Origin of the sequence: Mucilaginibacter sp. NFX135 (assembly GCF_048565145.1) — a bacterium.
Taxonomy (GTDB): Bacteria; Bacteroidota; Bacteroidia; order Sphingobacteriales; family Sphingobacteriaceae; genus Mucilaginibacter.
Map to the genome: position 1 here is coordinate 579,117 of NZ_CP183412.1, position 25,446 is coordinate 604,562.

The 25,446-nt window shown below is 40.7% G+C and carries 26 protein-coding genes and 1 tRNA gene; 13 read left to right on the forward strand and 14 right to left on the reverse strand.

Annotation, left to right across the window (positions count from 1 at the left end; genetic code table 11):
• Nucleotides 1-31: 31 nt before the first annotated feature.
• Nucleotides 32-547, forward strand: a complete 516-nt coding sequence (locus tag ACNURT_RS02515) for a glutathione peroxidase (protein ID WP_419700404.1) — start codon at nucleotides 32-34, stop codon at nucleotides 545-547.
• A 186-nt stretch (nucleotides 548-733) separates the two neighbouring features.
• Here ACNURT_RS02515 and ACNURT_RS02520 read toward each other — a convergent pair whose 3' ends face one another.
• From ACNURT_RS02520 to ACNURT_RS02535, 4 genes are all read right to left on the reverse strand, one after another.
• Nucleotides 734-1,522: an MlaD family protein gene (locus ACNURT_RS02520; RefSeq protein WP_419700405.1), complete on the reverse strand. Its 789-nt coding sequence runs from the start codon at nucleotides 1,520-1,522 to the stop codon at nucleotides 734-736.
• Nucleotides 1,519-2,310, reverse strand: a complete 792-nt coding sequence (locus tag ACNURT_RS02525) for an ABC transporter ATP-binding protein (protein WP_419700406.1) — start codon at nucleotides 2,308-2,310, stop codon at nucleotides 1,519-1,521. Before ACNURT_RS02525 ends, ACNURT_RS02520 begins: the two co-directional genes overlap by 4 nt.
• A gap of 1 nt (nucleotide 2,311) precedes the next feature.
• Nucleotides 2,312-3,088 (reverse strand): MlaE family ABC transporter permease, encoded by a 777-nt coding sequence (locus ACNURT_RS02530; protein WP_419700407.1) that lies wholly within the window; start codon nucleotides 3,086-3,088, stop codon nucleotides 2,312-2,314.
• Between the two features lie 94 nt (nucleotides 3,089-3,182).
• Complete coding sequence (locus tag ACNURT_RS02535) at nucleotides 3,183-3,893, reverse strand: pirin family protein (RefSeq protein ID WP_419700408.1); 711 nt, start codon at nucleotides 3,891-3,893, stop codon at nucleotides 3,183-3,185.
• A gap of 85 nt (nucleotides 3,894-3,978) precedes the next feature.
• On the opposite strand from ACNURT_RS02535, the gene ACNURT_RS02540 reads away from it, so the two are divergent.
• From ACNURT_RS02540 to ACNURT_RS02560, 5 genes are all read left to right on the forward strand, one after another.
• Entirely contained in the window at nucleotides 3,979-4,632 is a 654-nt protein-coding gene (locus ACNURT_RS02540; RefSeq protein ID WP_419700409.1) for an oxidoreductase, read from the forward strand.
• Nucleotides 4,632-6,497: an ABC-F family ATP-binding cassette domain-containing protein gene (locus ACNURT_RS02545; protein ID WP_419700410.1), complete on the forward strand. Its 1,866-nt coding sequence runs from the start codon at nucleotides 4,632-4,634 to the stop codon at nucleotides 6,495-6,497. Before ACNURT_RS02540 ends, ACNURT_RS02545 begins: the two co-directional genes overlap by 1 nt.
• A gap of 1 nt (nucleotide 6,498) precedes the next feature.
• The gene (locus tag ACNURT_RS02550; RefSeq protein WP_218128523.1) at nucleotides 6,499-6,744 is read left to right on the forward strand and encodes a CBU_0592 family membrane protein; all 246 of its coding nucleotides are present in this window, start codon (nucleotides 6,499-6,501) and stop codon (nucleotides 6,742-6,744) included.
• A 212-nt stretch (nucleotides 6,745-6,956) separates the two neighbouring features.
• Nucleotides 6,957-8,819, forward strand: a complete 1,863-nt coding sequence (gene mnmG / locus ACNURT_RS02555) for a tRNA uridine-5-carboxymethylaminomethyl(34) synthesis enzyme MnmG (RefSeq protein WP_419700411.1) — start codon at nucleotides 6,957-6,959, stop codon at nucleotides 8,817-8,819.
• 115 nt (nucleotides 8,820-8,934) lie between these two features.
• A complete protein-coding gene (locus ACNURT_RS02560; protein WP_419700412.1) occupies nucleotides 8,935-10,587 on the forward strand; it encodes an Ig-like domain-containing domain in 1,653 nt (550 codons plus the stop codon).
• Here ACNURT_RS02560 and ACNURT_RS02565 read toward each other — a convergent pair.
• A complete protein-coding gene (locus ACNURT_RS02565; RefSeq protein WP_419700413.1) occupies nucleotides 10,577-11,089 on the reverse strand; it encodes a gamma carbonic anhydrase family protein in 513 nt (170 codons plus the stop codon). The genes ACNURT_RS02560 and ACNURT_RS02565 overlap by 11 nt on opposite strands.
• Before the next feature lie 91 nt (nucleotides 11,090-11,180).
• On the opposite strand from ACNURT_RS02565, the gene ACNURT_RS02570 reads away from it, so the two are divergent.
• Nucleotides 11,181-11,253 (forward strand) — tRNA-Gly (locus ACNURT_RS02570).
• 126 nt (nucleotides 11,254-11,379) lie between these two features.
• On the opposite strand, the gene nadB is transcribed toward ACNURT_RS02570, so the two are convergent.
• Nucleotides 11,380-12,972, reverse strand: coding sequence for an L-aspartate oxidase (gene nadB / locus ACNURT_RS02575; protein WP_419700414.1), 1,593 nt, complete (start codon nucleotides 12,970-12,972; stop codon nucleotides 11,380-11,382).
• A gap of 407 nt (nucleotides 12,973-13,379) precedes the next feature.
• On the opposite strand from nadB, the gene nadA reads away from it, so the two are divergent.
• From nadA to ACNURT_RS02590, 3 genes are all read left to right on the forward strand, one after another.
• Nucleotides 13,380-14,372, forward strand: coding sequence for a quinolinate synthase NadA (nadA, locus tag ACNURT_RS02580; RefSeq protein WP_090473716.1), 993 nt, complete (start codon nucleotides 13,380-13,382; stop codon nucleotides 14,370-14,372).
• Between the two features lie 357 nt (nucleotides 14,373-14,729).
• On the forward strand, nucleotides 14,730-15,773 hold the full coding sequence (thiL, locus tag ACNURT_RS02585) for a thiamine-phosphate kinase (RefSeq protein ID WP_370995843.1): 1,044 nt from the start codon (nucleotides 14,730-14,732) through the stop codon (nucleotides 15,771-15,773).
• Nucleotides 15,774-15,777: 4 nt separating this feature from the next.
• Nucleotides 15,778-16,203: a hypothetical protein gene (locus ACNURT_RS02590; protein ID WP_419700415.1), complete on the forward strand. Its 426-nt coding sequence runs from the start codon at nucleotides 15,778-15,780 to the stop codon at nucleotides 16,201-16,203.
• A gap of 115 nt (nucleotides 16,204-16,318) precedes the next feature.
• Here ACNURT_RS02590 and rmuC read toward each other — a convergent pair whose 3' ends face one another.
• The 7 genes from rmuC to ACNURT_RS02625 form a co-directional block, all read right to left on the reverse strand.
• The gene (gene rmuC, locus ACNURT_RS02595) at nucleotides 16,319-17,689 is read right to left on the reverse strand and encodes a DNA recombination protein RmuC (RefSeq protein ID WP_419700416.1); all 1,371 of its coding nucleotides are present in this window, start codon (nucleotides 17,687-17,689) and stop codon (nucleotides 16,319-16,321) included.
• Nucleotides 17,690-17,757: 68 nt separating this feature from the next.
• A complete protein-coding gene (locus ACNURT_RS02600; RefSeq protein WP_419700417.1) occupies nucleotides 17,758-18,021 on the reverse strand; it encodes a hypothetical protein in 264 nt (87 codons plus the stop codon).
• Nucleotides 18,022-18,071: 50 nt separating this feature from the next.
• Complete coding sequence (locus ACNURT_RS02605; RefSeq protein ID WP_419700418.1) at nucleotides 18,072-18,623, reverse strand: DUF4269 domain-containing protein; 552 nt, start codon at nucleotides 18,621-18,623, stop codon at nucleotides 18,072-18,074.
• 10 nt (nucleotides 18,624-18,633) lie between these two features.
• Complete coding sequence (locus ACNURT_RS02610; RefSeq protein WP_419700419.1) at nucleotides 18,634-19,785, reverse strand: hypothetical protein; 1,152 nt, start codon at nucleotides 19,783-19,785, stop codon at nucleotides 18,634-18,636.
• 48 nt (nucleotides 19,786-19,833) lie between these two features.
• Nucleotides 19,834-20,316, reverse strand: coding sequence for a gliding motility lipoprotein GldH (locus ACNURT_RS02615; RefSeq protein WP_419700420.1), 483 nt, complete (start codon nucleotides 20,314-20,316; stop codon nucleotides 19,834-19,836).
• Nucleotides 20,316-21,725 (reverse strand): regulatory iron-sulfur-containing complex subunit RicT, encoded by a 1,410-nt coding sequence (ricT, locus tag ACNURT_RS02620; protein ID WP_419700421.1) that lies wholly within the window; start codon nucleotides 21,723-21,725, stop codon nucleotides 20,316-20,318. The genes ACNURT_RS02615 and ricT overlap by 1 nt, the downstream gene beginning before the upstream one ends.
• Nucleotides 21,726-21,727: 2 nt before the next feature.
• Nucleotides 21,728-22,873: an ATP-binding protein gene (locus tag ACNURT_RS02625; RefSeq protein WP_419700422.1), complete on the reverse strand. Its 1,146-nt coding sequence runs from the start codon at nucleotides 22,871-22,873 to the stop codon at nucleotides 21,728-21,730.
• Nucleotides 22,874-23,059: 186 nt separating this feature from the next.
• Between ACNURT_RS02625 and ruvX the strand changes: the two genes are divergently transcribed.
• Complete coding sequence (gene ruvX, locus ACNURT_RS02630) at nucleotides 23,060-23,473, forward strand: Holliday junction resolvase RuvX (protein WP_370995852.1); 414 nt, start codon at nucleotides 23,060-23,062, stop codon at nucleotides 23,471-23,473.
• A gap of 68 nt (nucleotides 23,474-23,541) precedes the next feature.
• Here the strand turns inward: ruvX and ACNURT_RS02635 are convergent, their stop codons facing one another.
• Nucleotides 23,542-23,973, reverse strand: coding sequence for a GxxExxY protein (locus tag ACNURT_RS02635; protein ID WP_419700423.1), 432 nt, complete (start codon nucleotides 23,971-23,973; stop codon nucleotides 23,542-23,544).
• Between the two features lie 210 nt (nucleotides 23,974-24,183).
• On the opposite strand from ACNURT_RS02635, the gene ACNURT_RS02640 reads away from it, so the two are divergent.
• A complete protein-coding gene (locus ACNURT_RS02640; RefSeq protein ID WP_370995853.1) occupies nucleotides 24,184-24,822 on the forward strand; it encodes an O-methyltransferase in 639 nt (212 codons plus the stop codon).
• 3 nt (nucleotides 24,823-24,825) lie between these two features.
• A complete protein-coding gene (locus ACNURT_RS02645; protein ID WP_419700424.1) occupies nucleotides 24,826-25,374 on the forward strand; it encodes a glycoside hydrolase family 73 protein in 549 nt (182 codons plus the stop codon).
• Nucleotides 25,375-25,446 lie beyond the last annotated feature (72 nt).

Consider the following 25,446-nt stretch of genomic DNA (forward strand, 5'->3'; position numbering starts at 1 on the left):
AGAAATTTGTCTCACATCAATTATAAAAACAATGAAATTACTTACTTTAATATTCGCTTTCCTTTTTATCACAGCGCCCTCATCCGTGTATGAGTTTAAGCTGAAAAGTATTGATGGTAAAGATTTTACCCTGGCCAAATACAAAGGCAAAAAGGTTTTAATTGTAAATACGGCCTCAAAATGCGGCTTTACTAAGCAATATACAGATCTGGAAAAATTATCTGAACAATACAAAGATAAGTTGGTAGTTGTGGGTTTCCCGGCTAATAATTTTGGTGGTCAGGAACCTGGTACCAATCAGGATATCAAAACCTTTTGCAAAGAAAACTTCTCGGTAACCTTCCCAATGAGCGGAAAAGTTAGCGTTTTAGGTTTGGATATTGACCCATTGTTTCAATACTTGACTACAGCACCAAACCCCGATTTTACAGGTGATATCAAGTGGAACTTTGAAAAATTCCTGATCGATGAAAATGGTAAACTGATACATCGCTTCAGGTCACAAACCACCCCATTATCCCCGGATATCACTAAATATTTGAACTAAGATCTTACCTTTTAAATAAGCAAAAGCCTCTGAAGACACTCCAGAGGCTTTTTTGTTCATTTTGTTCACCATACATGCCCATTTTTTAGGGCTTAATGTATAGTGTTTGTGTATATTATTCTGCATAGTTGTAATTAGTTGGTTTGCCCGCGAAAAATATTGCAAATATATCAGTTAATGTTTTTGTTAATTTCCTTTATCATCTTTTTCCTTTGCGGCTTTTTCTTTGTCTTTTTGAGCCTGTTCCTGTACTTTTTTTATAGAATCCTGTTTAGCCTTCGCGGCTTTCTTCTTTTTATTAAAAAAGCCCCTGAGTAAAAAATTATGCTGCGCCGCTTTCAGATCCTCATTAAGGGTATTAGTGGTGGTATGCACCTTTTTCATAGTAGTTTGTGCCTGCTTAACAGTGCTTTCGATGTTTTTAGCCATATTATCGTTATTCAGTAAACGACCTATACTCCCTTTTCCGCTATTGATTTTTCCAACTATCTGTGATAGGTCTGTTGTTAACACTTCTGCGTTATCAGCAACACGGGTAAGCTTAGTTATTATTTTGTCTACGTCAACCGGGTTTATAGAGCCCAAACGTCCCCCTGGTTGTACCTCTTGATGACTTGTTATGCCTCCTGGTGCTATCACCACCAGCTTATCCCCCATTAATCCATCACTGCCAATGCTCAGTTTCGCGTCTGTTTTAATAAACTTCTTAACGCTGTTGTTCAGCGTCAGGTCAACCCTTACCGAACTATCGGTTATAATGTTAATTGATTGTACTACACCAACATTGATCCCTGCAAAGCGCACATTATTACCTACTTGCAAGCCGCTCACATTTTTGAAAGTGCCATATACATTAAATGTAGAATTAAACAGGCTTTTTTGACTGCCTATAAAAAATATACCCAATACCAGCACCAGCAACCCGGCGAAGGTGAAGAGGCCTATTTTTATTTTTTGTGATGATGTGGTTTTCATGTCGTTTCGTTAAAAAATGATCGTACCATTTTGTTATCCGATTTTTGCAGCTCTTTGTAAGAACCTTCGGCTATATATTCGCCATCATCCATCACCACAATACGGTCAGCCGTGATCCTTGCACATTCCATATCATGCGTGATAATGATAGATGATGTTTTATATTTTTTCTGCATGTTGAGTATCAACTCGCTAATCTCCCGGGACGTAATCGGATCAAGCCCGGTGGTTGGTTCATCATACAGCATAATTTCGGGTTTTACAATAAGCGTTCTGGCCAGGCCTACTCTTTTGCGCATACCACCAGACAAGTCTGAGGGCATTTTATCAATAGCATCCAGCAAACCAACACCATCCAATACCTCCTCTACCCGTTTATCTATCTCTTGCTGATCATTAAGCTTTAGCACACGGGTTAATGGAAATTCCAGGTTCTCCCTTACGGTCATGGAATCATATAAGGCCCCACTCTGGAATAAAAATCCAATTTTCATCCGCAATTGCTTCAGGTCTTCGTCTCCCATTTCAGCTACGTTTTCACCCAAAACAGTTAAAGTGCCTGCATCGGGTTTAAGCATACCCACAATGCATTCAATTGTTACAGATTTTCCCGTGCCTGATTTTCCTAAAACCACCATATTCTCTCCTCTTTTCAGGTCAAAGCTGATATTCTTGAGTACTTCATGATCACCAAAGGCTTTAGCTATACCTTTGGCATGTATAACCACCTCCGCTTTTTTTGTTAAGTCCGGTTTCTTCGTTTCACTATTTTCACCTGCTGCTTTCATATCAATGGTAAAATAATAAACTGGTGATCTGAACGGCGATAGCATCAATAACAAATATCCACAGGGAGGCGGTAACCACAGCCGAGTTGGCAGCAATACCTACACTCTCGGTGCCCTTATTAGAATGATAGCCCTTATAACAGCCAACAAAACCTATAGCAAAACCAAAAAATATGGTTTTTACAACAGCAGGTAACAGGTCTGAAAAATCAAGGGAGGAGATACATTTATTAAAATACAGGGAAAAACTTATACTATCGGTAATATTTAAAGCGATAAAGCCCCCGAATAAGCCTATAGCATCACCAATAATAGAAAGCAGTGGTACCATGAGGCTGGTTGCCAAAATACGCGTAACAACGAGATATTGCAGTGGATTGGCTCCCGACACTTCCATGGCATCTATTTGTTCGGTAACCTTCATACTCCCAAGCTCGGCGCCAATACTTGATGCTATTTTACCCGCACAGATGATAGCGGTAATAACAGGCCCTATTTCGCGGATGAAAGATACCGTAAGGGTTTTTGGCAACATGCTGGCCGCGCCAAGGTCAACTAACGACGGCCTGAGCTGTACAATTAAAACCAGCCCCATGATAAAGGAGGTAATGCCCACAAGCATCATGGAGCGGTAACCAATTTCATAACATTGCCGTACAAATTCCGACCACTCAAAGCCGCCGGCAAATATATTCTTGAAAAACCTGGCAAAGAAAACGCATTGCTCGCCAATGCCTTCTGCCCATCTTCTCCATCCGGTAATTGCTTGTTCTGCCATAAGTTACGTTCAACTAATGTGTAAGGGATAAAACAACTTTTTATCCTTTTGTTTGCAGTTCAAGAAAATTAACCTTTAGGTTCGGCTTGCAGGTTTATGACATTGGTATATCAATAATCAGGAAACGGGAAAATTCTTCGGGTTCAATTGTAAATGAACTGGTATCATAAACACCCAGGGCATCTCTTTTGTTTAAAACCGTACTGTTTATTTTAACAGAGCCATCAATAACAAACACATAAGCCCCATTTCCAGAGGTCTTTATATCATAGTTTATGTGTGTACCTGCTTCAAAATTACCCATGCTAAAGGTAGCATCCTGGTTTAACCACAGGGTATCCGGACTCTTTACCGGTGATATAAGCGTAGTGAGTTCATTTGTTTTTAAAAGTGGCTTAAAATCCTTTTGATCATAGCGTGGTTGTATATCACGCTCTTTAGGGAAAAGCCATATCTGCAAGGTTTTAGCATCTTCTGTACGTGAGGCGTTATATTCCGAATGGTAAACCCCGGTTCCCGCCGACATCACCTGTACCTCACCCGCTCTGATCACACCGGTATTGCCCATGCTGTCTTTATGCTCCAATCCTCCTTCCAATGGTATGGTAATGATCTCCATGTTATCATGCGGATGGGTACCAAAGCCGGTACCACCAGCAATAATATCATCATTCAATACTCGTAATACACCAAAATTAACTTTGTTAGGGTCATAATATGATGCAAAGCTGAATGAAAAGTTGGCCTTTAACCAACCCAGGTTATTTTTTCCACGTTCATTTTCGGGATAAAATATTGTTTTCATGATGTTCTCCTATTTATATGTTTAAACATACAATTTTTATTCCACAATTTATTTATGCGTACTTTTGCAAAAAATTGTGCAGACGATGTCAAATAAGGCTATTATTGCAGGTTCAAGCGGACTAATTGGCAGTAATTTATTAGATATTTTACTCCAGGAAAGTTTTTATGATGAAGTTTTAATTCTGGTTAGAAAAGAATTAGCTATCCGGCATCCTAAACTGACTCAATTGATAGTGGATTTTGATCGGCTGGAGGCTTATGCCGATCAGCTGACGGGCCATGTTATATTTTGCTGCCTGGGCACAACCAGGCATAAAACTCCTGATAGAGCTGTTTATCGCAAAATTGATCATGATTACCCTTTGATCCTTGCGCAATTAGCACATAAAAACGGGGTAGAACAATATCACCTGGTATCAGCTGTAGGTGCCAATGCTGCTTCATCAACCTTTTATATTAAAATCAAAGGCGAAACAGAAGCTGATATACAACGGGTGGGCTTTGCGACCTTACATATTTATCGCCCATCCTTGTTAACAGGTAATAGAACCGAAAAACGGGTAGAAGAGAAAATAGTAACCACACTGTTTAAAATAATAGATCCGTTATTGTTTGGCGGGTTAAAAAAATACAAAAGTATACCTGCGTCAACCGTGGCGGGAGCGATGTACAAACAATCAATGCAAATTAACACAGGCTTATTTATATATGAGTCTGACAAAATAAAACAACTATAGTGAGTACTTACATTTCGGCAGAAAATCTTGGTCATCAGTTTCATGACAACTGGCTTTTTAAAAATATAACCATCGGTATAAACCGCGGCCGCAGGGTTGCGCTGGTTGGTGTTAATGGGGCGGGCAAATCTACCCTGCTTAAATTACTGGCGGGCCATTTAAAACCAACCGAAGGTAAAGTGGTGCAAAGCCGTGACTTGAACATGGGCTACCTGGAACAGGACCCTGGTTTTAAAGACGCGGTAACCATCAGCGATTATATTTTTCATGCTGATGATGTACAGCAGCAACTAATCCGTAAATATGAAGAGCTTTTGGAAAATGAGCCCGATAATTCCAAGGCCATTGAAAAAGTGATGGAGGAGATGAGTGATGTGGATGCCTGGGAATATGAATATAAGATCAAAACTATTTTAGGCCGACTGGATATTCATCACCTAAACCAAAAGATCAATACCCTATCTGGCGGACAAAAGAAACGTTTGGCTTTGGCTAAGCTGTTAATTGAAGACCCTGACATTTATATTTTAGATGAGCCTACCAACCATTTAGATATTGATACCATAGAATGGCTGGAGAAATTACTGACCGAAGGCAACAAAACTATATTGATGGTTACACACGATAGGTATTTCCTGGATAATGTATGTAATGAGATATTAGAGATTGACCGTGGTAAAATACAGCCTTATAATGGCAGCTATGGATACTATCTGGAAAAGAAAGCCGAACGTGATGCGGCGGACGAAGCCACATTCCAAAAAAACAGCAACCTGCTGCGGAAGGAGCTGGAATGGATGCGCAGGCAGCCACAAGCCCGCGGAACAAAATCAAAAGCTCGTATTGATGCCTATTATGATCTGGAAGAGAAAACCAAAAGCGGTGGTATACGCGAAAAGGTTGAATTGAGTGTAAAAACAGCACGCCAGGGTAACAAGATCATGGAGATGGAACATCTTTATAAGTCATTCAGCGACCGTACTTTTATTAAGGATTTTAGCTATATATTTAAAAAAGGCGACCGTATTGGTTTGGCTGGTCGTAATGGCAGTGGTAAATCTACATTGCTTAACCTCATAACTGGTGGTTTGCAACCCGACAAAGGAACTGTAGTAAAGGGAGAAACCACGGTACTGGGTTACTTTCATCAGTCGGGTATTAAGTTTAAAGAAGATGAGCGCGTAATTGATATTGTAAAAAACGTTGCGGAGTTTATTACTATGGCTGATGGTAAAACTATATCCGCTTCGGCCCTGCTTACTTTATTCCTCTTCCCTCCTGCTAAACAGTATGGTTTTATATCTAAGCTGAGCGGTGGCGAAAAGAAAAGGCTGCAGTTGATGAGTATATTGATGAAGAATCCCAATTTCCTGATACTGGATGAGCCTACTAATGACCTGGATATTGATACCCTGAATGTATTGGAAGAGTTTTTAACCAATTATACCGGTGTATTAATGATCGTATCGCACGATAGGTATTTATTAGATAAGCTAACCGATCAGCTATTCATTATGGAAGATGGTGGTCATGTACGTATATATAATGGTAACTATTCCTCTTATCGCATTGATCTGGAAGAAGAGAAACAACAAGCTAAAAAGCCTGCCCCTGTTGCTCCCACTCCATCCGCTACTCCTAAAAAAAGCAAATTAAGCTTTAAGGAAGCAAAGGAACTGGAAACAACAGAAGCAGAAATACAAGTTATAGAAATTCAGATAAAGGATAAAACCGAACAGCTAAATACTACGGGCATAGCTCCGGAAAAACTGAATGAGATACTGGCTGAAATTGATGCGCTGAATAAGAAACTGGATGCAAAAAGCATGCGCTGGATGGAGCTTACTGAATTAAATGAATCATAAAGTGAAAACATCGGATATCATTGCTTCTGTGGGTGTGATCATACTTTTGATCGCTTTTTTGCTAAATTTATTTAACAAATTATCAGCCGAAAGCAAGACATATAAGCTCATGAATTTTGTAGGTGCAGGTACTTGCTGCTATGCTTCATACATGGTTAGCTTTTATCCGTTCGTGGTATTAGAGGGTGTATGGGGCTTTGTAGCTTTAATATCATTATTAAAGGTTCCACGTGGAACATCGGTATAGATAAGTATTTTTGCAAGTCATAAGTCTTTAGTTAGAAGTTCTAAGTAAAAATTAAATAAAGACTTGTATAATTTAAGAACCATGTTCCACGTGGAACATGGAGGTAAGTTAAAAGCTCATGATCTTAAGTCAAAAATAGATATGCGACTCAAGACTCAGAACTTCTGACTCAGTACTTAAAAGAAGGTTCCACGTGGAACATGGAGGTAAAAATGTTTAAGAAATATAATGTAATAGTTGTTGGTGCAGGCCACGCCGGCTGTGAAGCTGCTGCTGCTGCTGCCAACCTGGGGTCGTCTGTGTTGCTTATTACCATGAATATGGGAACCATTGCACAGATGAGCTGTAACCCTGCTATGGGTGGTGTTGCGAAAGGGCAAATAGTGCGTGAGATAGATGCTTTAGGCGGCTATTCAGGTATTATTACAGACAAAACCTCTATTCAGTTCAGGATGCTGAATCAATCTAAAGGCCCGGCTATGTGGAGCCCACGGGCACAAAGTGACCGTATGCGCTTTGCAGAAGAGTGGCGTTTAGCACTGGAAAGAACCCCTAACGTTGACTTTTGGCAGGATACTGTTACTTCTCTATTAGTAAAGAATAATACTATAAAAGGAGTGCGAACCTCTATAGGTGTAGAGATAGAAGCCGACGCTGTAGTACTGACTAACGGTACTTTTTTAAATGGCTTGATACATATAGGTGAAAAGAAGTTCGGCGGTGGCAGATCAGGTGAAAAATCAGCAACCGGCTTAACTGAACAACTGCTTACATTAGGTTTTGATTCGGGCAGAATGAAGACCGGCACCCCTCCCCGTATTGATGGCCGCAGCTTAAATTATAGCCTGATGGAAGAGCAATGGGGTGATGAAGAACGTGGTCGTTTTTCTTTTACCGATGTAGATATGATTCAGGAACAACGCTGCTGCTGGATCACCTATACCAACACCAAGGTGCATGAAACCCTAAAGGAAGGTTTTGAAAAATCCCCCATGTTTACTGGTCGTATCAAAGGATTAGGTCCGCGTTATTGCCCTTCTATTGAAGATAAAATAAACCGTTTTGCCGAGCGCGATCGTCACCAAATATTTGTTGAACCAGAAGGATTGAATACCATCGAGATCTATGTTAATGGTTTTTCAACCTCTTTACCAGAAGATGTACAATACAAAGCGCTTACCCAAATACCCGGTTTTGAAAACGCTAAGATGTTTCGACCAGGCTATGCTATCGAGTACGATTACTTCCCGCCTACCCAGTTAGGTTTAACTTTAGAAACTAAACTCATCAGCAACTTATACTTTGCCGGGCAGATCAATGGTACTACCGGTTATGAAGAAGCAGCATCTCAAGGGTTCATTGCAGGCATAAACGCGCACCAAAAGCTTAATGATAAACATGAGTTGATCCTGAAAAGATCTGAGTCATACATTGGTGTATTGATAGATGACCTGGTAACTAAAGGTACTGAAGAGCCATACCGCATGTTTACTTCCAGGGCGGAACATCGCTTATTACTACGTCAGGATAATGCCGATATCAGGCTTAGTCCTATGGGTCATGAGCTGGGATTGATCAACGATGAACGACTGGAAAAGGTAAAACAAAAAGTTAAAAACTCCGATGACATTGTTGCTTACACCAGGAGTAAATCAATAGATCCATCAAATGTGAATGGCTTATTGGACGAGTTAGGTACAAGCCCCTTATCGCAAAGCGCTAAACTTTTCAATTTACTAAGCCGTCCGCAAGTAGGTTTTAACGACCTTAAAAAAGTTGATGAACCACTGGCGGAATTATTATCAGCTTATGATAAAGAAACTATTGAGCAGGCTGAAATAAAAATCAAATATGAGAGTTACTTTATAAAAGAAATGGAAATTGTTGATCGCATGAAAAAAATGGAAGACCGGGAGATCAATCCAGAATTTGATTACCATACCCTTGGATCACTTTCAAAAGAAGCACGCGAAAAACTAATGAAGATAAAACCACGCACTTTAGGTCAGGCCTCCCGAATTTCAGGGGTATCACCTTCAGATATTTCAGTTTTAATGATTCATGTTTCCAGATAGAACGTAACATATTAATAATAAACACATTATAAAATGTTGTTTTAAATCAATTATTTTGGTTTTTTAATATCATAGCTCATAAAAACATAAAAATCGTTTATATCGCCTAAAAACCATGTTAAATAACAAACGGGTCAATTTTCACAATTTTCCATTCTATTTTCTGGCTTTTTTACTCCTTATTGGCTGCGCGGCACAGCAGCCACCCCAGGGGGGACCGCGCGATCTCACTCCTCCCAAATTGGTGAAAGCAATACCGGCTAATAAAACACGGAATTTTAACGCCAAGGAAATTACTCTTGAATTTGATGAGTTTATTAAACTCACCAATCAGTACCAGGAAGTAAGCATGAGTCCGGCGATGGAAAAACAACCAGAGTACAGTTCCAGCAAAAGGATATTAAAAATAAAGTTGAAAGACACTCTTCAAAAAAATACAACTTATGTTATCAATTTTGGAAAGGCCATCCAGGATGTTAACGAAAGCAACGTACTTAAAAACTTTACTTATGTTTTCTCTACCGGCCCGCATATTGACTCCTTAAGTATTTCCGGAACTGTAACCAATACTTTAACCCAGGAAAAAGAAAAAGATGTAACCGTGATGCTTTTCACATTAAAACAAGACTCCCTCCTTTTTGGGAAAAAGAAACCAAGCATTTTCACCACAACAGATTCATCCGGAAATTTCAGTTTGAATAACCTGCGGGAAGACACCTACCGAATCTATGCTTTAAAAGAAGCATCACCCAATAAGATATTTGATAACGACCAGGAATTAATTGCCTTCTTAAAAAAACCGATCCACCTACGGTCCGATACTTCAAATGTCCAGCTTAATCTTTTTAAACAAAATCCAGAAAAATTCAGATTTTCTGAAAAGCGCTTTGATACGGATGGAAAGTTACTTTTTGTTTTTAATAAGGCGTTAACCAATCCTTCCATAAAAGTTATCTATCCTGCAGATATCGACAAACAAAAGCAGGTAGACTTTAGTAAAACAAAAGATACAGCATCCGTCTATCTGCGCAATATGAATTTTGATTCTATCAGGGTAGCAGTATTTGATAATGGTAAACCTATAGACTCCACTTCCCTCTTAAAAGGAAAAAAGGAAACCTTTCAACGCTCACTAACTTTTCAATATAATATTAATAACAATAACTTGCTTAAGCCTGGTAACGATTTAAAACTAACTGCCAGCTTACCTATAGAAAACTTTGATAATTCACTCATCACTCTTAATGAAGACTCCGTTGCCGTTGCTACCAGCGACCTAACCTTGCAAAAAGATACAGGAAACTTTAAAAAACTAACCCTGAAATACCGTTGGCGCCAGGGCAGCAAGTATGAGATCATTTTTAATGAAGCCGCATTCACCTCTATATATGGAGATAAGAATAAAAGAATATCAAAAAAGTTTCAGATAGACAAAACAGATAATTACAGCTCACTTACAGTAAAAGTTACGCTTCCGGCAGATACTTCAAAAGCATACGTTGTTGAGTTGTTAAACGATCAAAAGAAAGTATTACAAAGCGACCCGCTACGGCGCACTGGTTCCATTGTTTACAAGAACATTATCACAGGTAAATACTTGTTACGGGTAATTTATGATGAAAACAAGAATGGTAAATGGGACAGCGGCAATGTACACTTAAAGAAACAACCTGAACAGACCTGGGTGAGTGATAAATTAATATCATTAAGACCAAACTGGGAAGCAGAAGAAGCTATAACAGTACCTAAAGAACCTGTTACTCCTTAAACCAACCGGAGTACATGATATAATTATTAGGGAGCTGTTTGAGCATAGCTTTTTGCTCGTCTGTTAAGGCCTTTATCTTTTTTGCTGGAATACCGGCATACAGATATCCCGATTCACAGATTGTGTTTTCTAATACCACTGCTCCGGCAGCAATGATCACAAATTCGTTTACAACAGCGTGATCCATCACTATGGCACCCATGCCTACTAACGTATGATCATGCAGCGTACAGCCGTGCACAAGGGCATTGTGCCCAATAGAAACGTTACTGCCTATATTGGTAGCCGCTTTTAAATAAGTGGCATGTATCACAGCCCCGTCCTGAATATTGGTATTGTCTCCTATTTTAATATAATGCACATCTCCCCTAATTACCGCATTAAACCAAACAGAACAGTTTTTACCCATTACTACATCACCAACAATAGTAGCGTTGGGAGCAATAAAACAATCATCACCCCAAACCGGGCTTTTATCTTTAACTGGGAGTATAACAGGCATATCTTTAATTAGTGGGTTATTGAATTAGTAATTTAATAGATGGAAATTATTGATTTGATGTACTTTTTATTATGTTTGGCTACAAATTTAAGCGGAAATAGCTCAGCTGGTAGAGCATCAGTTTCCCAAACTGAAGGCCGCGGGTTCGAATCCCGTTTTCCGCTCATATTATCTCTTTCCACTACGTCATTGCGAGGTACGAAGCAATCCCCGATAAGCAGAGCCGCTCTGTATTTTGGGGATTGCTTCGTACCTCGCAATGACGCATTTATTATTATCTATTTATAATATTAAAAAACCGTATCCTCTACTTTTTCCGCATGCAATGGGTAGTCTGTAGTATAATGTAGTCCCCTGCTTTCTTTACGCAACATGGCCGATTTTACAACAATAAAGGATACTTGTATTAAATTACGCAGCTCGCAAAGCTTTACGGATAGCTTTGTCTTCTTATAAAAAGATTCTGTTTCCTCGTATAACAAACCTAACCTCCGTAAGGCCCTTTCCAATCGGAAATCGGAACGAACGATACCCACATAGTCATTCATCAATTTCTGCATTTCGCGTACATTGTGTGTTACCAGGATATCTTCGTTTGATAATTGTACACCTTTTTCATCCCAATCGGGGATATTATCAGGGATAACAAAATCTTTAAATTTACTTACTGCGTCTTCGTATATCCGGTGAGCAAAAACCAATGCTTCTAATAATGAATTGGAAGCCAAACGGTTAGCTCCATGTAAACCAGTTGAAGAACATTCACCACAGGCATATAAACGTAATATAGATGATTGCCCCATATGATCTACCATAATACCACCGCACATATAATGACATGCCGGCGCCACCGGGATCATATCCTTGGTCATATCGATACCTATCTCCAGGCATTTGGCATATATATTAGGGAAATGATTTAAAATATCCTTTTTACTGCGATGCCTGATATCCAGGTAAACAAAATCCTCGCCCGATTTTTTGATCTCGGCATCAATAGCGCGGGCCGTAATATCACGTGGAGCTAATGACTTACGTTCGTCGTACTCTTGCATAAACTCTTCACCATTGGTACGTTTTAATACACCACCAAAACCACGTACAGCTTCCGATATTAAGAAAGAAGGGTATTCGCCCGGATTATATAAAGCTGTAGGATGAAATTGTATAAACTCCATATTACGCACTTTTCCTTTGGCTCTGTAAACCATAGCAACACCATCACCGGTAGCAATGGTTGGGTTAGTGGTTACCGCATAAATATGGCCGGCACCACCCGAAGCCATTACCGTTACTTTGGATAATATCTTTTCCACAATATTACTTTCGGTATTGAAAGCATAAATGCCATAGCAGGTAATATCTGTACTCGATTTACCAACCAACTCGCCCAAATGATGCTGAGTGATCAGATCGACCGCGAAATAATGTGTTAATATCTCAATACTAGGATTCTTATGGATTTCTTCTAAAAGTGAACGCTCTATTTCCCAGCCAGTTACATCTTTATAATGCAGTACCCTAAATTCCGAATGCCCGCCCTCTTTGGCCAGGTCATAAAAGCCTTCATTGGTCTTATCGAAATTCGTTCCGTAATCAATAATTTCATTGATGCGTTCAGGACCTTCTTTAACAACGGCTTCCACAACTTCCTTGTCGCAAAGCCCATCACCCGATATTAAGGTGTCTTCTATATGCTTTTCAAAAGAATCTTCTTTTTTATCCACAACTACGGCAACACCGCCCTGGGCATACTTAGTGTTTGATTCATCTTCGTTTGATTTTGTAACTATCAGAACCTTACCATGCTTTGCAGCCTTTAGCGCAAAACTTAATCCTGCGATGCCCGATCCCACAACCAGAAAATCAACTGCTTTGGTCATATTTATATATAAATTGTGTAAAAGTATAATTAGTGTTAACAACAGGTACAAAACCTGTTAATTTCATGTAAACAAATAGCTAATAAATAATCAACTCGTGGATAACTGCCATTTTTGATGCTAATATGAATAATTTTTGAGCGACTTTTGAGGTACTAAAGTCATATAGTTAACATTTTACCCACTCACAAAATATTAACATAAAAGTTTTTCAAATAAAATTTGATTGTCATACGAATCACAAAATCAATCAAATATAATATGAAAAGATGTGGAAAACTGTTAGTAAAATGTGAAAACTAATTAATGAAACAAAATATATCACGACTTTTGCACAATACTAACACACCAATAAACAATAGTTTTATTTATATAAAAAATTAGTTGTTATTAATTGAAATGTTGAAATGGATATCTTCGAAGAATTAAATGTGAAAGGATTTGTGGACGAATACATCGACCCCACGCTTGATCTTTTTGATGAGATTGAAAAACTTAAAAAGGAAAAAAATGCAGTTATTTTGGCTCATTATTACCAGGAACCCGATATCCAGGATATTGCGGATTATATTGGAGATAGTTTGGGGCTTTCGCAACAAGCCGCAAAGACTGATGCCGATATTATCGTTTTCGCCGGAGTACACTTCATGGCCGAAACAGCCAAGATCCTTTCGCCAAACAAAAAAGTTTTATTACCCGACTTAAAGGCAGGTTGCTCATTAGCTGATAGTTGTCCACCCCATTTATTTAAAAAGTTTAAGGAAAACTATCCCGATCACCTGGTGATCACCTACGTAAACTGTACAGCCGAACTGAAAGCTTTAAGTGATATTGTTTGTACATCAAGTAACGCCGTAGCCATTGTAGAGAGCTTACCAAAAGATCAAAAGATCATATTTGGACCCGATAAAAACCTGGGTGCTTATGTGGCTAAAAAAACAGGACGTGACCTGGTATTATGGAACGGAGCCTGTATGGTTCATGAAATTTTTTCCAGGGAAAAGATCACTAAACTCAAGGAAAGATACCCTAATGCTAAATTGCTGGCACACCCTGAATGTGAGGAAGTTATATTACAAATGGCCGATTATATTGGTTCAACAACCGGGATACTGAAATATGCAGGCAGCCATCCGGATAAAGAATTTATAGTTGCAACCGAAGCGGGGATACTACACCAGATGCAAAAGGAAAATCCGGATAAAACGTTTATTCCGGCACCGCCAAACAATAATTGTGCTTGCAATGATTGTCCGCATATGAAACGTAATACACTGGAAAAATTATATCTGTGCTTAAAGAACGGATCACCGGAAATAACAGTGCCGGAACATATTATTGAACGTGCGGTAAAACCAATTGAACGGATGTTGGAAATATCGGCACGGTTGGGGTTGTAAAGGCATAAATAAAACGCGTCATTGCGAGCGCAGCGTGGCAATCCCCGATTTGTAGAGCCACTCTGTATAGTTAGGGATTGCCACGCTGCGCTCGCAATGGCGTATCTATTTTATGGAAAGATTATAGGTGAGCTTTTAGTATTACCCCTAGAAATCCAAAAAAATTTCCCGCCAAAGGCGGATATGATGGATTGTTGTGCCGGTTGGGACAGTGAGATTGGTAGAGGCTAAAATCCTAAAAAAATTTCCCGCCTTCGGCGGTAGACATCATGTTGGTTTTTGCGACGACCCGAAATTTTTACACCTTAATACGGCGGAACATTTTTGTATTTTTGCAGATTATTATATTAAAGAAAAATGTTTGAAAATCAGGACAGGACGAATTTAGAGGACTTAGGCGAATTTGGGCTGATAGGTCATCTGACAAAAAATATAAAATTGACCCAGCAAAGCACCGTAAAAGGTGTGGGCGATGATGCAGCTGTACTTGATTTTACCGGCAAAAAAGTGTTGGTAAGTACCGATATGCTATTGGAAGGTATCCATTTCGACCTGGCTTATACCCCACTAAAACATTTAGGCTACAAAGCCATACAGGTAAACCTGAGCGATATTTATGCCATGAATGGTACCGCTTCGCAGGTTACGGTATCTATCGGGATGTCGAGCAAATTTCCTTTGGAAGCCATTGAAGAATTATACGAGGGCATTTATATTGCCTGCGAAAAATATAATGTTGACCTGGTTGGCGGTGATACCACTTCGTCAAAACAAGGTTTGGTGATCAGTGTAACTTCTATCGGTTATGCGGATGAGGCTGATGTAACCTACCGCAATACAGCCGGCGAAGGCGATTTGATCTGCGTGTCCGGCGACTTAGGCGGCGCCTATGTTGGTTTGCAATTGCTGGAGCGCGAAAAACTCATCTACCTCGAAAATCCACAGGTTCAACCCGATTTAGAGGGAAAAGATTATATTGTGGAGCGCCAGTTAAAACCAGAGGCTCGTCGTGATATTGTCGAATTGCTGAAAAGCATCGACGTAAAACCAACATCCATGATCGATGTATCTGATGGTTTGGCATCTGAGATATTGCACATCTGTAAGCAAAGCGATAAGGGTTGTAACCTGTATGAAGATAAGATCCCGCTGGATCCGATGACCTATGAAACAGCCCGCGAATTTAACCTTGATCCTACCGTTTGCGCGCTGAGTGGCGGCGAAGACTATGAGCTGCTTTTTACCGTAAAACAAGCCGATTACGACAAGATCAAGTTCAAGATGGATATCACCATCATCGGGCATATCACCGAGCCCTCAGCAGGTTGTAACCTCATTACCAAAACAGGCAATGTACACGCCCTGAAAGCGCAGGGATGGAATGCTTTTAAAAAGGATTGATAAAATGTTTAACAGTCTTTTTAAAAAACTGAATAACGGACAAGATACCGGTAAACCCCAACAGGTTGCTACAGCAGTAATGTTATTATACTTGGCATTCATCCTGTCCATGGTAACCGATTGGCTTGATGGTATTGGTGTTATCCCTTTCATTATCAGTTTTATTGTGATCAGTCTGGTGATCACAGCTACCTCTGCCGGTAAAAAATGGGCACGTATAGTGGCCCTTATATTTATCGTTTTCAACGTGCTTTCCTTTGGGTTCAACATTGCACAATTGCTAAGCCATGCTATAAAAGAGAAATTCACCAATTTGGTTATGGTACTATATGCCATCGAGATTGTGATTGAACTGATAGCCTTACGCCTGCTATTTTCCAAACCGGCTAATAGTTGGTTTAATGAGCATGGGAAAGATGTGATTACGTAAACACATTTCCCTTGTTTTGTCATGCTGAACGTAGTGAAGCATCTATCTGTGCAATACGCAAAGTTCATTATAGATCCTTCGTTCCTCAGGATGACAAATAGGTTAAGGCGTTTATCTACTCATCCCCGATAAATTTCTGATCGATCTGCTTATCAGCCTTAGCGCCTAACTTTTTGATCTTTTCGGCGGTGGTAGTCAAATTTCCGCGGCCTTCTGAGAGCTTATTCAAAGCCGTATTATAAGCGCTTTGGGTTTGGTTGATATTGCGGCCAATGCTGTCCATGTCGCCCAGGAAACCTACAAATTTGTCATACATATCGCCGCTCAGGCGGGCAATTTCCAGTACGTTTCTGTTTTGACGCTCCTGTTTCCACATGCTGGCAATGGTGCGGAGTGTAGCCAACAGAGTTGACGGACTAACGATCACCACCTTTTTATCCCAGGCATAATTAAACAGCTCACCATCCAGTTGAACGGCTATACTGAAAGAGGATTCAATAGGAACAAAAAGCAGGACAAAATCGGGCGAGTTGATCTTGTACAGGTCATGATATTTTTTGGATGACAGACCGCCGATATGATTCCGGATAGATTCAATGTGTGCTTTGGCAAAAAGCTTCCGGTCCTCCTCGGTATCTGCGTTTACCAGGCGCTCATAGGCTATCAGGGATACTTTTGAGTCGATCACGAGGTGTTTATCATCGGGCAGGTCAATGATCACGTCGGGCTGATACCGGGTGCCGTCAGTGGTCTGCATGGCAGCTTGTACACGGTATTCCTGATCGCGTACCAGGCCCGAGCGTTCCAACACCCGTTCCAGGATCACTTCACCCCAGTTACCTTGTTTTTTATTGTCGCCTTTAAGGGCTTTAGTCAGGTTCTGGGCTTCGTCGCTGATCTGTTTGTTCAGGTCCATCAACTGGGTGATCACGCCTTTTAACGTATTGCGCTCAGCGGCTTCCATGTTATAAACCTTTTCTACCTTATCCTCAAAGGCCTTCAGGTTTTCCTTCAGCGGATTAAGGATCATATCCAGGTTACTGCGGTTTACGTCAATAAACTCTTTCGATTTTTCTTTCAGCAGTTTTTCGGCCACATTCTCAAATTCGCGTTGAAACTGTGTACGGATCTGTTCCACCTCCACCTTTTGCTCCTGTAGTTTTTCCTGCTGTGATTGATGATATGCTTTGGTGTTTTCTAACTCCTTGTTAGCCTGCGCCAGTTGAGTACGCTCAAACAAGAGCTCATCCAACAGCCGGGTTTTCTCATCTTTCAATAACTGGATAATATTTTCCTTTTCTATGGATATGATATTACCTTTTTCCTCGGCACGGGCCAGGTTAATTTTAAGCAGATCTTGATCATTGCGAAGCCGGTTCAACTCTTCTGCCGATATCAGCTCAATTGCTTTTGGCTTTTTTAAAAACAAAAAAACTGAAAGCAATAGCATCGCCAGGGAAACAACTAATAAAATATCACCACTCATATTGATAAAAATATTAGTAAAATTATGATAATATTTTTAGTAATGCAATATAAGGTGGCTGAAAAAGGCTAACGCGGAATACTTTTATTAACCGGCGTATCAGCAGTGGGCGCGGCGGCAGTATCCCCTGTTTTGCTGGTATCTGTACTGCCCGGACTAAGGGCGCTACTGCCCGCGGCGCCGGATGATTTGATAGCCTGCGTGCTATCGGCCGGGCCGCTGTTACCTTTGACCGCAGAAGTATCACTATTCCGGTTTGTTTTATCGGTCCCGGTACAGGCGGCTAATGCAAGTATCATTCCTGCAAATATGGTTAAAAGGGAATTTTTCATGTAGGGTGATGTTTTCAGGGTAACATACCGTACATGGGATTGGTTCTGACTTATTTGATATTGAGCCGATCGATCAGTTCCGGATCGAGCAGAGCCTGATAAGGGTCGCCCGAAAGGTGAAGCAAATGAGCGAAGGCAGGCTCGGTTTTATAACCCTGTTTTTTAAGTTCAATTACCTTTTGCCGGAATGATTCACCATAATGCTCCAACAACAAATATTCAACGATCATGTGCCGATAAGCATTTTGCTGTAGGGTTGGAATATATTGGCCAAAAACCTCTACCGGCCAGCCATCGACAGCAAAATTAGCTATGATGGTTTCCTGTTGATTGATAATGGTATCAGTAAGCCCGAAATTCTCAAAATCTGAAAAGGCTAAGGCTACCACGCTTTTGAAATCCACTTTATTACTAAAACAACAAACGATGTCCAGATCGCTGGTTTCTATGTCGATATTGATGGGAATAGTGCCGACTAAAACGGGATCAAATAGCTGGAGAGGGCCAAACAAATCGTATTTTAACAGCAGGCTATAAGCAGCCTGTTGTTGTGAATTGCCAGTGCTTAAATACGCTAAATTAAGGAATTGATCTGTGGACATTTGTAACCGGTTATTTTGAAACGGTATACCAGGGGATATTCAGCAACCCTTTTTTCAAATGAACATCTACTACTGATCCAATAGTATCCTGAAAATATTCAGCTGCTGAAATATCAATATTGCTTGTATTTGATTTCGGGCCCCATGGACCTATTACCAGGTGATAGTGCGTGCCTTTGTTATGTGTAATGCTATGACTCAATACTCTTGCGTCAAAAAGCTTTTCTGTAGAGCGGTCAAAAACACAATTGATCAATATAACACAGCAAAACCCGTAAATACCCCCGGTTAATAAACGGCCAAAACTTAAAGAACCACCTGTGGTTGTGGCTCCTTTATATGTACCAGAAAGCATAAAAAGCATACCCAACCCTACAGCAGCAATAACAAAAGGAAGCCAAACGTGATTGAACGCAAGAATATTATAGCCAGCTATGGATTTGATAAACAGAGGAATTAGGGCACCGTATACACCGATCAAAACACTGTAATAGGGAGTGCGAGGTTTAGCAAAAAGTTTTATTAAGTCTTTACTGGTAATAATGATGATAATGGCTATAAGTGGATAAATGATAAGAATAGCATCAAAAAGGGAGCTTCTCTTAAAAACAAAAAGGAAGATGAAAAAAAGGCCCCCAATAACATTATAAATAATAGCTGTTATCCGGGCTTTGTGAATGGCACTTTTTTTATCCGTTTCTGTGATCCCCAACCGGGTATCATTCAGAATGCTATCCTCGTCGGCTTGATAGTCTACCCGATCAAGATCTGTAAAGTTTTCGTCGAGCCATTTCGTCAGTTCTTCCCACTCCGTATATTCTGCATAATTGTTGATCGTAATTTTGGAATAAGAAGTGTTATTGGGGATAATGTATATCACTTTTGACCCTATCCTGTAACCTTTGACGTCTGCCAAAAGAAGTTCCCGCGTTCTGAATAAATTGATGTGCACAATACGATCATCATACACCATGATTTTTCTTTTAAGAGTTCCTATTACAATAAGTATTGATGATCCGCATAAAAGCATACCAAACAAAAGGCCAAGCGGGTTTCTGGAAACAAAGGTTATTGCTATAAAAACACCAAACCCAAACACCATTAGGGCTATGAAAAAATAAAAAACACGTTGGCTCCGCGATACCGGAAATTCCTGATTCATTGTAATGCGACAATTAGGTTGAACAAGATAGTAAAATAAGCCGAATGCCTACTTTGCTTTCTCCACCCTTAACCCTACGTCGCTCACCTCATGCAGGGGGTTATCGCGCATGTTTTGTTCTATCTCAAAATGATAATTGCCTTTGGCCGGGAATTTAACGTTTGTTTTGAAAGGTACCTGGTAGCTATACAAATTACCAGATCCTTTGCCAAACCATTCACCGTCTTTGCCGGCCAGCTTTACTTCGTAGCGGGTAATCTTTACTTTTTTATCCGGCGATGTTTCGTAGATGAGCACAAACAGGTTGGAATATTTGTAATTGTCGGTAACCCGCAAATTCAGATACAGATTATAGGCTGCAGATTCATCGTTAATTTTGCAATCAAACTTTATCCGGTTCACATAGCTCCAGTTATGATCGGAAATGGCATTATTATTATCCATAACCGAATTAGCGTCGGAGCAGCCGGCTAATACGGTGATCAACAAAACTCCTGTTATTGTACAAAAGGTTTTTAGGGCCCGTTTCATTATGATTTACTATCCGGCGGTGGGTTGTTATTGTTTTTGTTTCCACGGTTTGGCCTGCGCCTGTTATTCCTGTTGCGGTTTTCTTGTACCGGTTTATCACCCTGTGGCGGGCGGTTAGCCTGCTGTTGTGGCGGCCTGTTGCCTTGCGGAGCCTTAGGTGCATCAGGATTTTGCTGCTGCGCCGGTTTTTCTGCAGCTGGTGCTGCGCCCTGTTGGCGTGGTTGGTTACTACCGCGGTTTTCCGGTGCAGAGGCGCCCGGCTTTCTGTCCTTATTACGGTTCCGGTTATTGTTATTCTTCTTTTTGTTATTGTTACGGCGCTCATCAAGACGGGTTAAACTATCCTGACCAACCACATTTTCATAATCAAGCACTTTGGTTGGTTGGGTTTCTACCTCAACCAATTCGCCCAGGTCGGCAGGAATAATACCTTCTTTATTTTGCTGCTGAATTTCTTTTACCTTACTGATAGGCAAAGGCACCCATGATTCTTCGCGCGGATAGCTAAACCACATGATTTTTTTAAAGATATCCGTTTTCTGCAAGCGTGCATCACCCTTTTCTGTACGCAGCACGTTCACATTATCGGGGATATATTTCAGGGCATCCATATAGGTGTCCAGCTCATAGTTGAGGCAGCATTTCAGTTTACCGCACTGGCCCGCCAGCTTCAACGTGTTGAGCGATAGGTTCTGGTAACGCGCTGCCGAAGTAGATACGGTTTTAAAATCGGTAAGCCAGGTAGAACAGCACAACTCACGACCGCAGGAGCCGATACCGCCTAAACGGCTTGCTTCCTGCCGCATGCCTATTTGCCGCATCTCGATACGAATGCGGAAGGTTTCGGCCATTTTTTTGATCAGTTCCCTGAAATCAACGCGGCCTTCGGCCGTATAATAAAAAGTAGCTTTGGTTTTATCGCCCTGGTAATCCACATCGCTCAGCTTCATGCTCAGGTTAAGATCAAGGGCCAGCTTGCGCGATTTGTGCATGGTTTCCCACTCCATATCTTTAGCCGCTTTCCACTTGTCCACATCGGCTACAGTAGCCTTGCGGTATATCTTTTTCACTACGTCGGCTTCTTTAACGTGGCGTTTCACCATTTGCATGCGCACCAGTTCGCCGGTTAGCGATACATGGCCTATATCATAACCACCGGTAGCCGCTTCTACAGCTACCAGCTCGCCGGCTTCCAGGTAAATATTGTCGGTATTTATAAAAAACTCCTTTCGTGAGCCTTTAAATTTTACTTCAATAACCGGGAACGGCTTATAATTTGTTGGCATGTCCATGTGGGCCAGCCAATCGTAAACATCTAATTTGCTGCAACCATTAGTAAGGCATGAACCATTACTTTTGCAGCCCGCAGGCGAACATCCGCCACCTGTTGAGCAACTTCCACAACCCATAATTAATTTGGTATATATTGACTCCCCTGAGGGATGGTTTTTAAATTTAATATTTTAATAATCTGTAAAGATACATCTAAAAATAAAATTTTAGGGTTTGCATTTCTCTCTACATGATAATGCGCTTTTTCAAGCTCATCACTTATATATTGGCTCTTTTCAATACTCAGTACATTGGTCATCTTTTGTGCCGTTTCCAGCTCTTTTGCCGGCAGGTGCACCAGGTTGCCGGCGCCGGCCATGAGCAGGCAGCACTCGCGTATAAAGCTGATGCCGTAGCGTAAAAAATTTTTCTGGTTTTCGCGGCCCATTTTGGCAAACTGGTCAACAAAGGTTAAAATTTCCAGTCCCTTGTTGCTAAAGCATAGGCGCAGCCATTGTACAAAAAGGTTATGATAGCCTTTATTGTCCTGCTGCAGCATGGTTAAAGCTTCGGTTAAGTTGCCATTGCTTAAATAGGCAATTTCGGCAGCGGCGTCCTCAGTTTGCTTATGTTCGGTAAGCAGGTATTGTTTTATTTCCTCGTAAGTAAGGCAGGGGATCTTAACCAGCTGCGTGCGCGACAGGATAGTATTCAGTATCTGATCCTGATTTTGTGCCACCAATATAAACAATGTATTAGGCTGGGGTTCCTCAATGATTTTCAGTAACGCATTACCTTCCTTGTCCAGGTATTCAGGCAGCCAAAGGATCAGGATCTTATAAACCGATTCAAATGGTTTAAAGCTGAGTTTTTTAATGATCTGGTGGCACTCGGCAATGTTGATATTCGCCTGCTTGTTCTCGGCATCAAGATATCCGCGCCAGTCGTCAAGACTCAAATAGGGATTGGCGGAGAAAGCTTCGCGCCATTGTTCAATAAACGTAAGAGCGGTATCATCCTTGTGTTTAGCGAAAAACGGATAAGAAAAATGCAGATCGGGGTGCATCAGCTTTTGATATTTACGGCACGACGCACATTCGCCGCAGGAATCAGCAGCCTGTTTATTTTCGCACGATAAAAACTGCGCGTAAGCAACAGCCAATGCCAGGCTGCCCGATCCTTCGGGACCCAAAAATAACTGCGCATGGCTTACCCGGTTCTCTTTTACCGTGTTAAGCAACCGTTGCTTTACAGCATCCTGTCCAACTATATCTTTAAACTGCATTTGGTGCAAAATAAGAATTAGATGTGAGATGTTGTTAATCAGATATGAGATATGAGATGTGAGATATGAGGCAATTATGCATAAATTATTGATAATGAGACTATTATTCTATATGGAAATTGAAGGGAATATCCTATATCTTTACCAAATGAAAACCTCATATCTCACTTCTCCTATCTTTACAAAATGAGAATAATGGCTTTTGATTATGGTACCAAGCGTATAGGCATCGCGGTGACCGATCCCTTGCAGATCATTGCCACCGGGCTGGACACCATACATCCACAATATATTGTAGATTATCTGAAAACCTACCTGCAAACAGAGCAGGTGGAGCGCTTTATAGTGGGCGAACCCAAGCAGATGGATAACACCCCCTCTCAATCGGCCGTGCATGTAAAAGGTTTTGTAACCCTGCTTAAAAAGAATTTCCCGGATGTTCCCATCGAAATGCTCGATGAGCGCTTTACCTCCAAAATGGCATCCGCAACTATAGCCCAAAGTGGCATGAACAAAAAACACCGGCAAAATAAGGAACTGGTTGATACTATATCGGCGGTGATATTATTGCAGAGCTACATGGACCGCAGATTATTTTGATTGCGTTGATTTCGCTGATACTTTGCAGCTGTTCAATGATTTATTCGTTGATGCTTTGTAAGTGATTCTTAATTTGATGATTGATTTTTTGATTGTTGTTTGGCCAACTTGTATTCGTTGGTGATGCGTTTAAACTCCAGGCTCTTTGAGCCGAAATTGAGGAGTAGCCCCGTTTCTAATTTGTAAGCCTCCAGATAGTTTATTACCTGGGCCAGGTGCGCGTCTTCTAGCTTTGATGTCGCTTTAATTTCTACCATAATAATATCATGAACTAAAAAATCCACACGTCTTTTCCCAATGTTAATTCCATCATAATAAATGGTCATTTCCAATTCCTGACTAAATATTAATCCGTTCTTTTGCATTTCAATAGCTAAAGCTCGCTGATAAATAATTTCTTGAAACCCATTCCCTAATTCGCTATGAACCTTCATGGCGCATCCAATTATTTTACCCGTTAATTCCGAGTGCTTATAAGCATTGTTTATGGCGTTACTCATATGTACTAAAGATATCAAATATGTATAACTAATAAAGCCTAAATCTGCTCAATCAGAACAGATAATAATCCTTACATACGGCAAAAAAGCCCTAAATAAATACTTTAATCTATAAAGAAGTCAAATAAAATCATCTAATAATCAGTAGCTTACGAAAAAAATCAGCGAAATCAACGCAATCAAACCCATCAACGGTTTATCTTTGCCCCCATGGATATTCTACCACATGGCCTACAGGCATACTTAGATGACCATTGCGACCCCGAGCCGGCAGCATTGCAAAAGCTCAACCGGGAAACGCATTTAAAAGTGCTCCGTCCGCATATGTTGTCGGGTCATTATCAGGGTCGTTTGCTTAGTTTTTTGAGCAAAATGATACAGCCCAAACTGATCCTGGAAATAGGCACTTTTACCGGCTACTCTGCCATTTGCCTGGCTGAAGGGTTGGTAGAAGGCGGCATCCTCCATACCATTGAAGTGAACCGCGAGATGGAGGAGATCATCAATTCACACTTTAAATCAACAAATGTTGAAAATAAAATAAAACTTCATTTTGGTCAGGCAGAGGCCATTATTGCTGATTTAGAGGAAGATAATTTCGACCTGGTGTTTATTGATGCTGATAAAAAGAATAATTATACTTACTTTCAAATGACTTTTAACAAAGTCAGGTCCGGAGGATTAATAATAATTGATAATGTTTTGTGGAAAGGAAAGGTGTATGGTGACGAAAAAGATACCGATACCGAGAATATCCGCAAACTAAATGACCAGATAGCTGTTGACCCCAGGGTAGAAAAACTAATCCTGCCGGTTCGCGATGGGCTGCTGGTTATCAGAAAAAAATAAATTATGAAAAAAATCTTACTGATTACATCATTGTTGGTCTCAACATTAGCTGCTTCAGCACAGAAAAATACCCCAACTTCTTACATTGAAAAATTTAAGGACGACGCCATCCGCATCATGCACGAAACCGGGATCCCGGCAAGCATCGTTTTAGGTGTGGCCATGCATGAGTCGGCCAGCGGCAACAGTACCCTTGCACAGCATTTAAACAACCAGTTTGGTGTAAAAGGCGGCGGCGGCGCGGTTTTTTACAAAGGCCATAAAAAAGTACGTACAGCCTATAAAAAATATGATTCGGTGATGGACTCTTTCCAGGATTTTGCCCGTATCATGACCGAGCGCAAGCCGTTCAGCCACCTGGCCGACGCGCTTACCCACTATGATTACCTGGGCTGGGCCAAAGGTATACAGCGTGGTGGCTATGCCGGCAGCCGTAAGTGGGCTTCGCAGGTGTTAGGTATCATCCGCAAGTACGACCTGCATGACCTTGACGAAAAACCAGAAGATTCCTTAAAACAGGTAAAGCAGCCGCAATTGGCAGAAACAAATTAATAAAGGATTGAGAGTCAAGAAATAAGAGTCAAGAATCAAGACGGAGGAATAACGAGCCCTTTCTTCCTGATT

Excerpts from the sequence above, each read along its gene's own strand:
- ACNURT_RS02525 (WP_419700406.1), bottom strand. The coding sequence starts at position 2,310 with ATGAAAGCAGCAGGTGAAAATAGTGAAACGAAGAAACCGGACTTAACA.
- ACNURT_RS02610 (WP_419700419.1), bottom strand. The coding sequence starts at position 19,785 with ATGAATCAGGAATTTCCGGTATCGCGGAGCCAACGTGTTTTTTATTTT.
- rmuC (WP_419700416.1), bottom strand. The coding sequence starts at position 17,689 with ATGAGTGGTGATATTTTATTAGTTGTTTCCCTGGCGATGCTATTGCTT.
- ACNURT_RS02625 (WP_419700422.1), bottom strand. The coding sequence starts at position 22,873 with ATGCAGTTTAAAGATATAGTTGGACAGGATGCTGTAAAGCAACGGTTG.
- ACNURT_RS02535 (WP_419700408.1), bottom strand. The coding sequence starts at position 3,893 with ATGAAAACAATATTTTATCCCGAAAATGAACGTGGAAAAAATAACCTG.
- nadB (WP_419700414.1), bottom strand. The coding sequence starts at position 12,972 with ATGACCAAAGCAGTTGATTTTCTGGTTGTGGGATCGGGCATCGCAGGA.
- ACNURT_RS02615 (WP_419700420.1), bottom strand. The coding sequence starts at position 20,316 with ATGAAACGGGCCCTAAAAACCTTTTGTACAATAACAGGAGTTTTGTTG.
- ACNURT_RS02530 (WP_419700407.1), bottom strand. The coding sequence starts at position 3,088 with ATGGCAGAACAAGCAATTACCGGATGGAGAAGATGGGCAGAAGGCATT.
- ACNURT_RS02645 (WP_419700424.1), top strand. The coding sequence starts at position 24,826 with ATGAAAAAAATCTTACTGATTACATCATTGTTGGTCTCAACATTAGCT.
- ACNURT_RS02540 (WP_419700409.1), top strand. The coding sequence starts at position 3,979 with ATGTCAAATAAGGCTATTATTGCAGGTTCAAGCGGACTAATTGGCAGT.
- mnmG (WP_419700411.1), top strand. The coding sequence starts at position 6,957 with ATGTTTAAGAAATATAATGTAATAGTTGTTGGTGCAGGCCACGCCGGC.
- thiL (WP_370995843.1), top strand. The coding sequence starts at position 14,730 with ATGTTTGAAAATCAGGACAGGACGAATTTAGAGGACTTAGGCGAATTT.
- ACNURT_RS02590 (WP_419700415.1), top strand. The coding sequence starts at position 15,778 with ATGTTTAACAGTCTTTTTAAAAAACTGAATAACGGACAAGATACCGGT.
- ACNURT_RS02635 (WP_419700423.1), bottom strand. The coding sequence starts at position 23,973 with ATGAGTAACGCCATAAACAATGCTTATAAGCACTCGGAATTAACGGGT.
- ACNURT_RS02605 (WP_419700418.1), bottom strand. The coding sequence starts at position 18,623 with ATGTCCACAGATCAATTCCTTAATTTAGCGTATTTAAGCACTGGCAAT.
- ruvX (WP_370995852.1), top strand. The coding sequence starts at position 23,060 with ATGAGAATAATGGCTTTTGATTATGGTACCAAGCGTATAGGCATCGCG.
- ACNURT_RS02515 (WP_419700404.1), top strand. The coding sequence starts at position 32 with ATGAAATTACTTACTTTAATATTCGCTTTCCTTTTTATCACAGCGCCC.
- ACNURT_RS02520 (WP_419700405.1), bottom strand. The coding sequence starts at position 1,522 with ATGAAAACCACATCATCACAAAAAATAAAAATAGGCCTCTTCACCTTC.
- ricT (WP_419700421.1), bottom strand. The coding sequence starts at position 21,725 with ATGGGTTGTGGAAGTTGCTCAACAGGTGGCGGATGTTCGCCTGCGGGC.
- nadA (WP_090473716.1), top strand. The coding sequence starts at position 13,380 with ATGGATATCTTCGAAGAATTAAATGTGAAAGGATTTGTGGACGAATAC.
- ACNURT_RS02640 (WP_370995853.1), top strand. The coding sequence starts at position 24,184 with ATGGATATTCTACCACATGGCCTACAGGCATACTTAGATGACCATTGC.
- ACNURT_RS02600 (WP_419700417.1), bottom strand. The coding sequence starts at position 18,021 with ATGAAAAATTCCCTTTTAACCATATTTGCAGGAATGATACTTGCATTA.
- ACNURT_RS02560 (WP_419700412.1), top strand. The coding sequence starts at position 8,935 with ATGTTAAATAACAAACGGGTCAATTTTCACAATTTTCCATTCTATTTT.
- ACNURT_RS02565 (WP_419700413.1), bottom strand. The coding sequence starts at position 11,089 with ATGCCTGTTATACTCCCAGTTAAAGATAAAAGCCCGGTTTGGGGTGAT.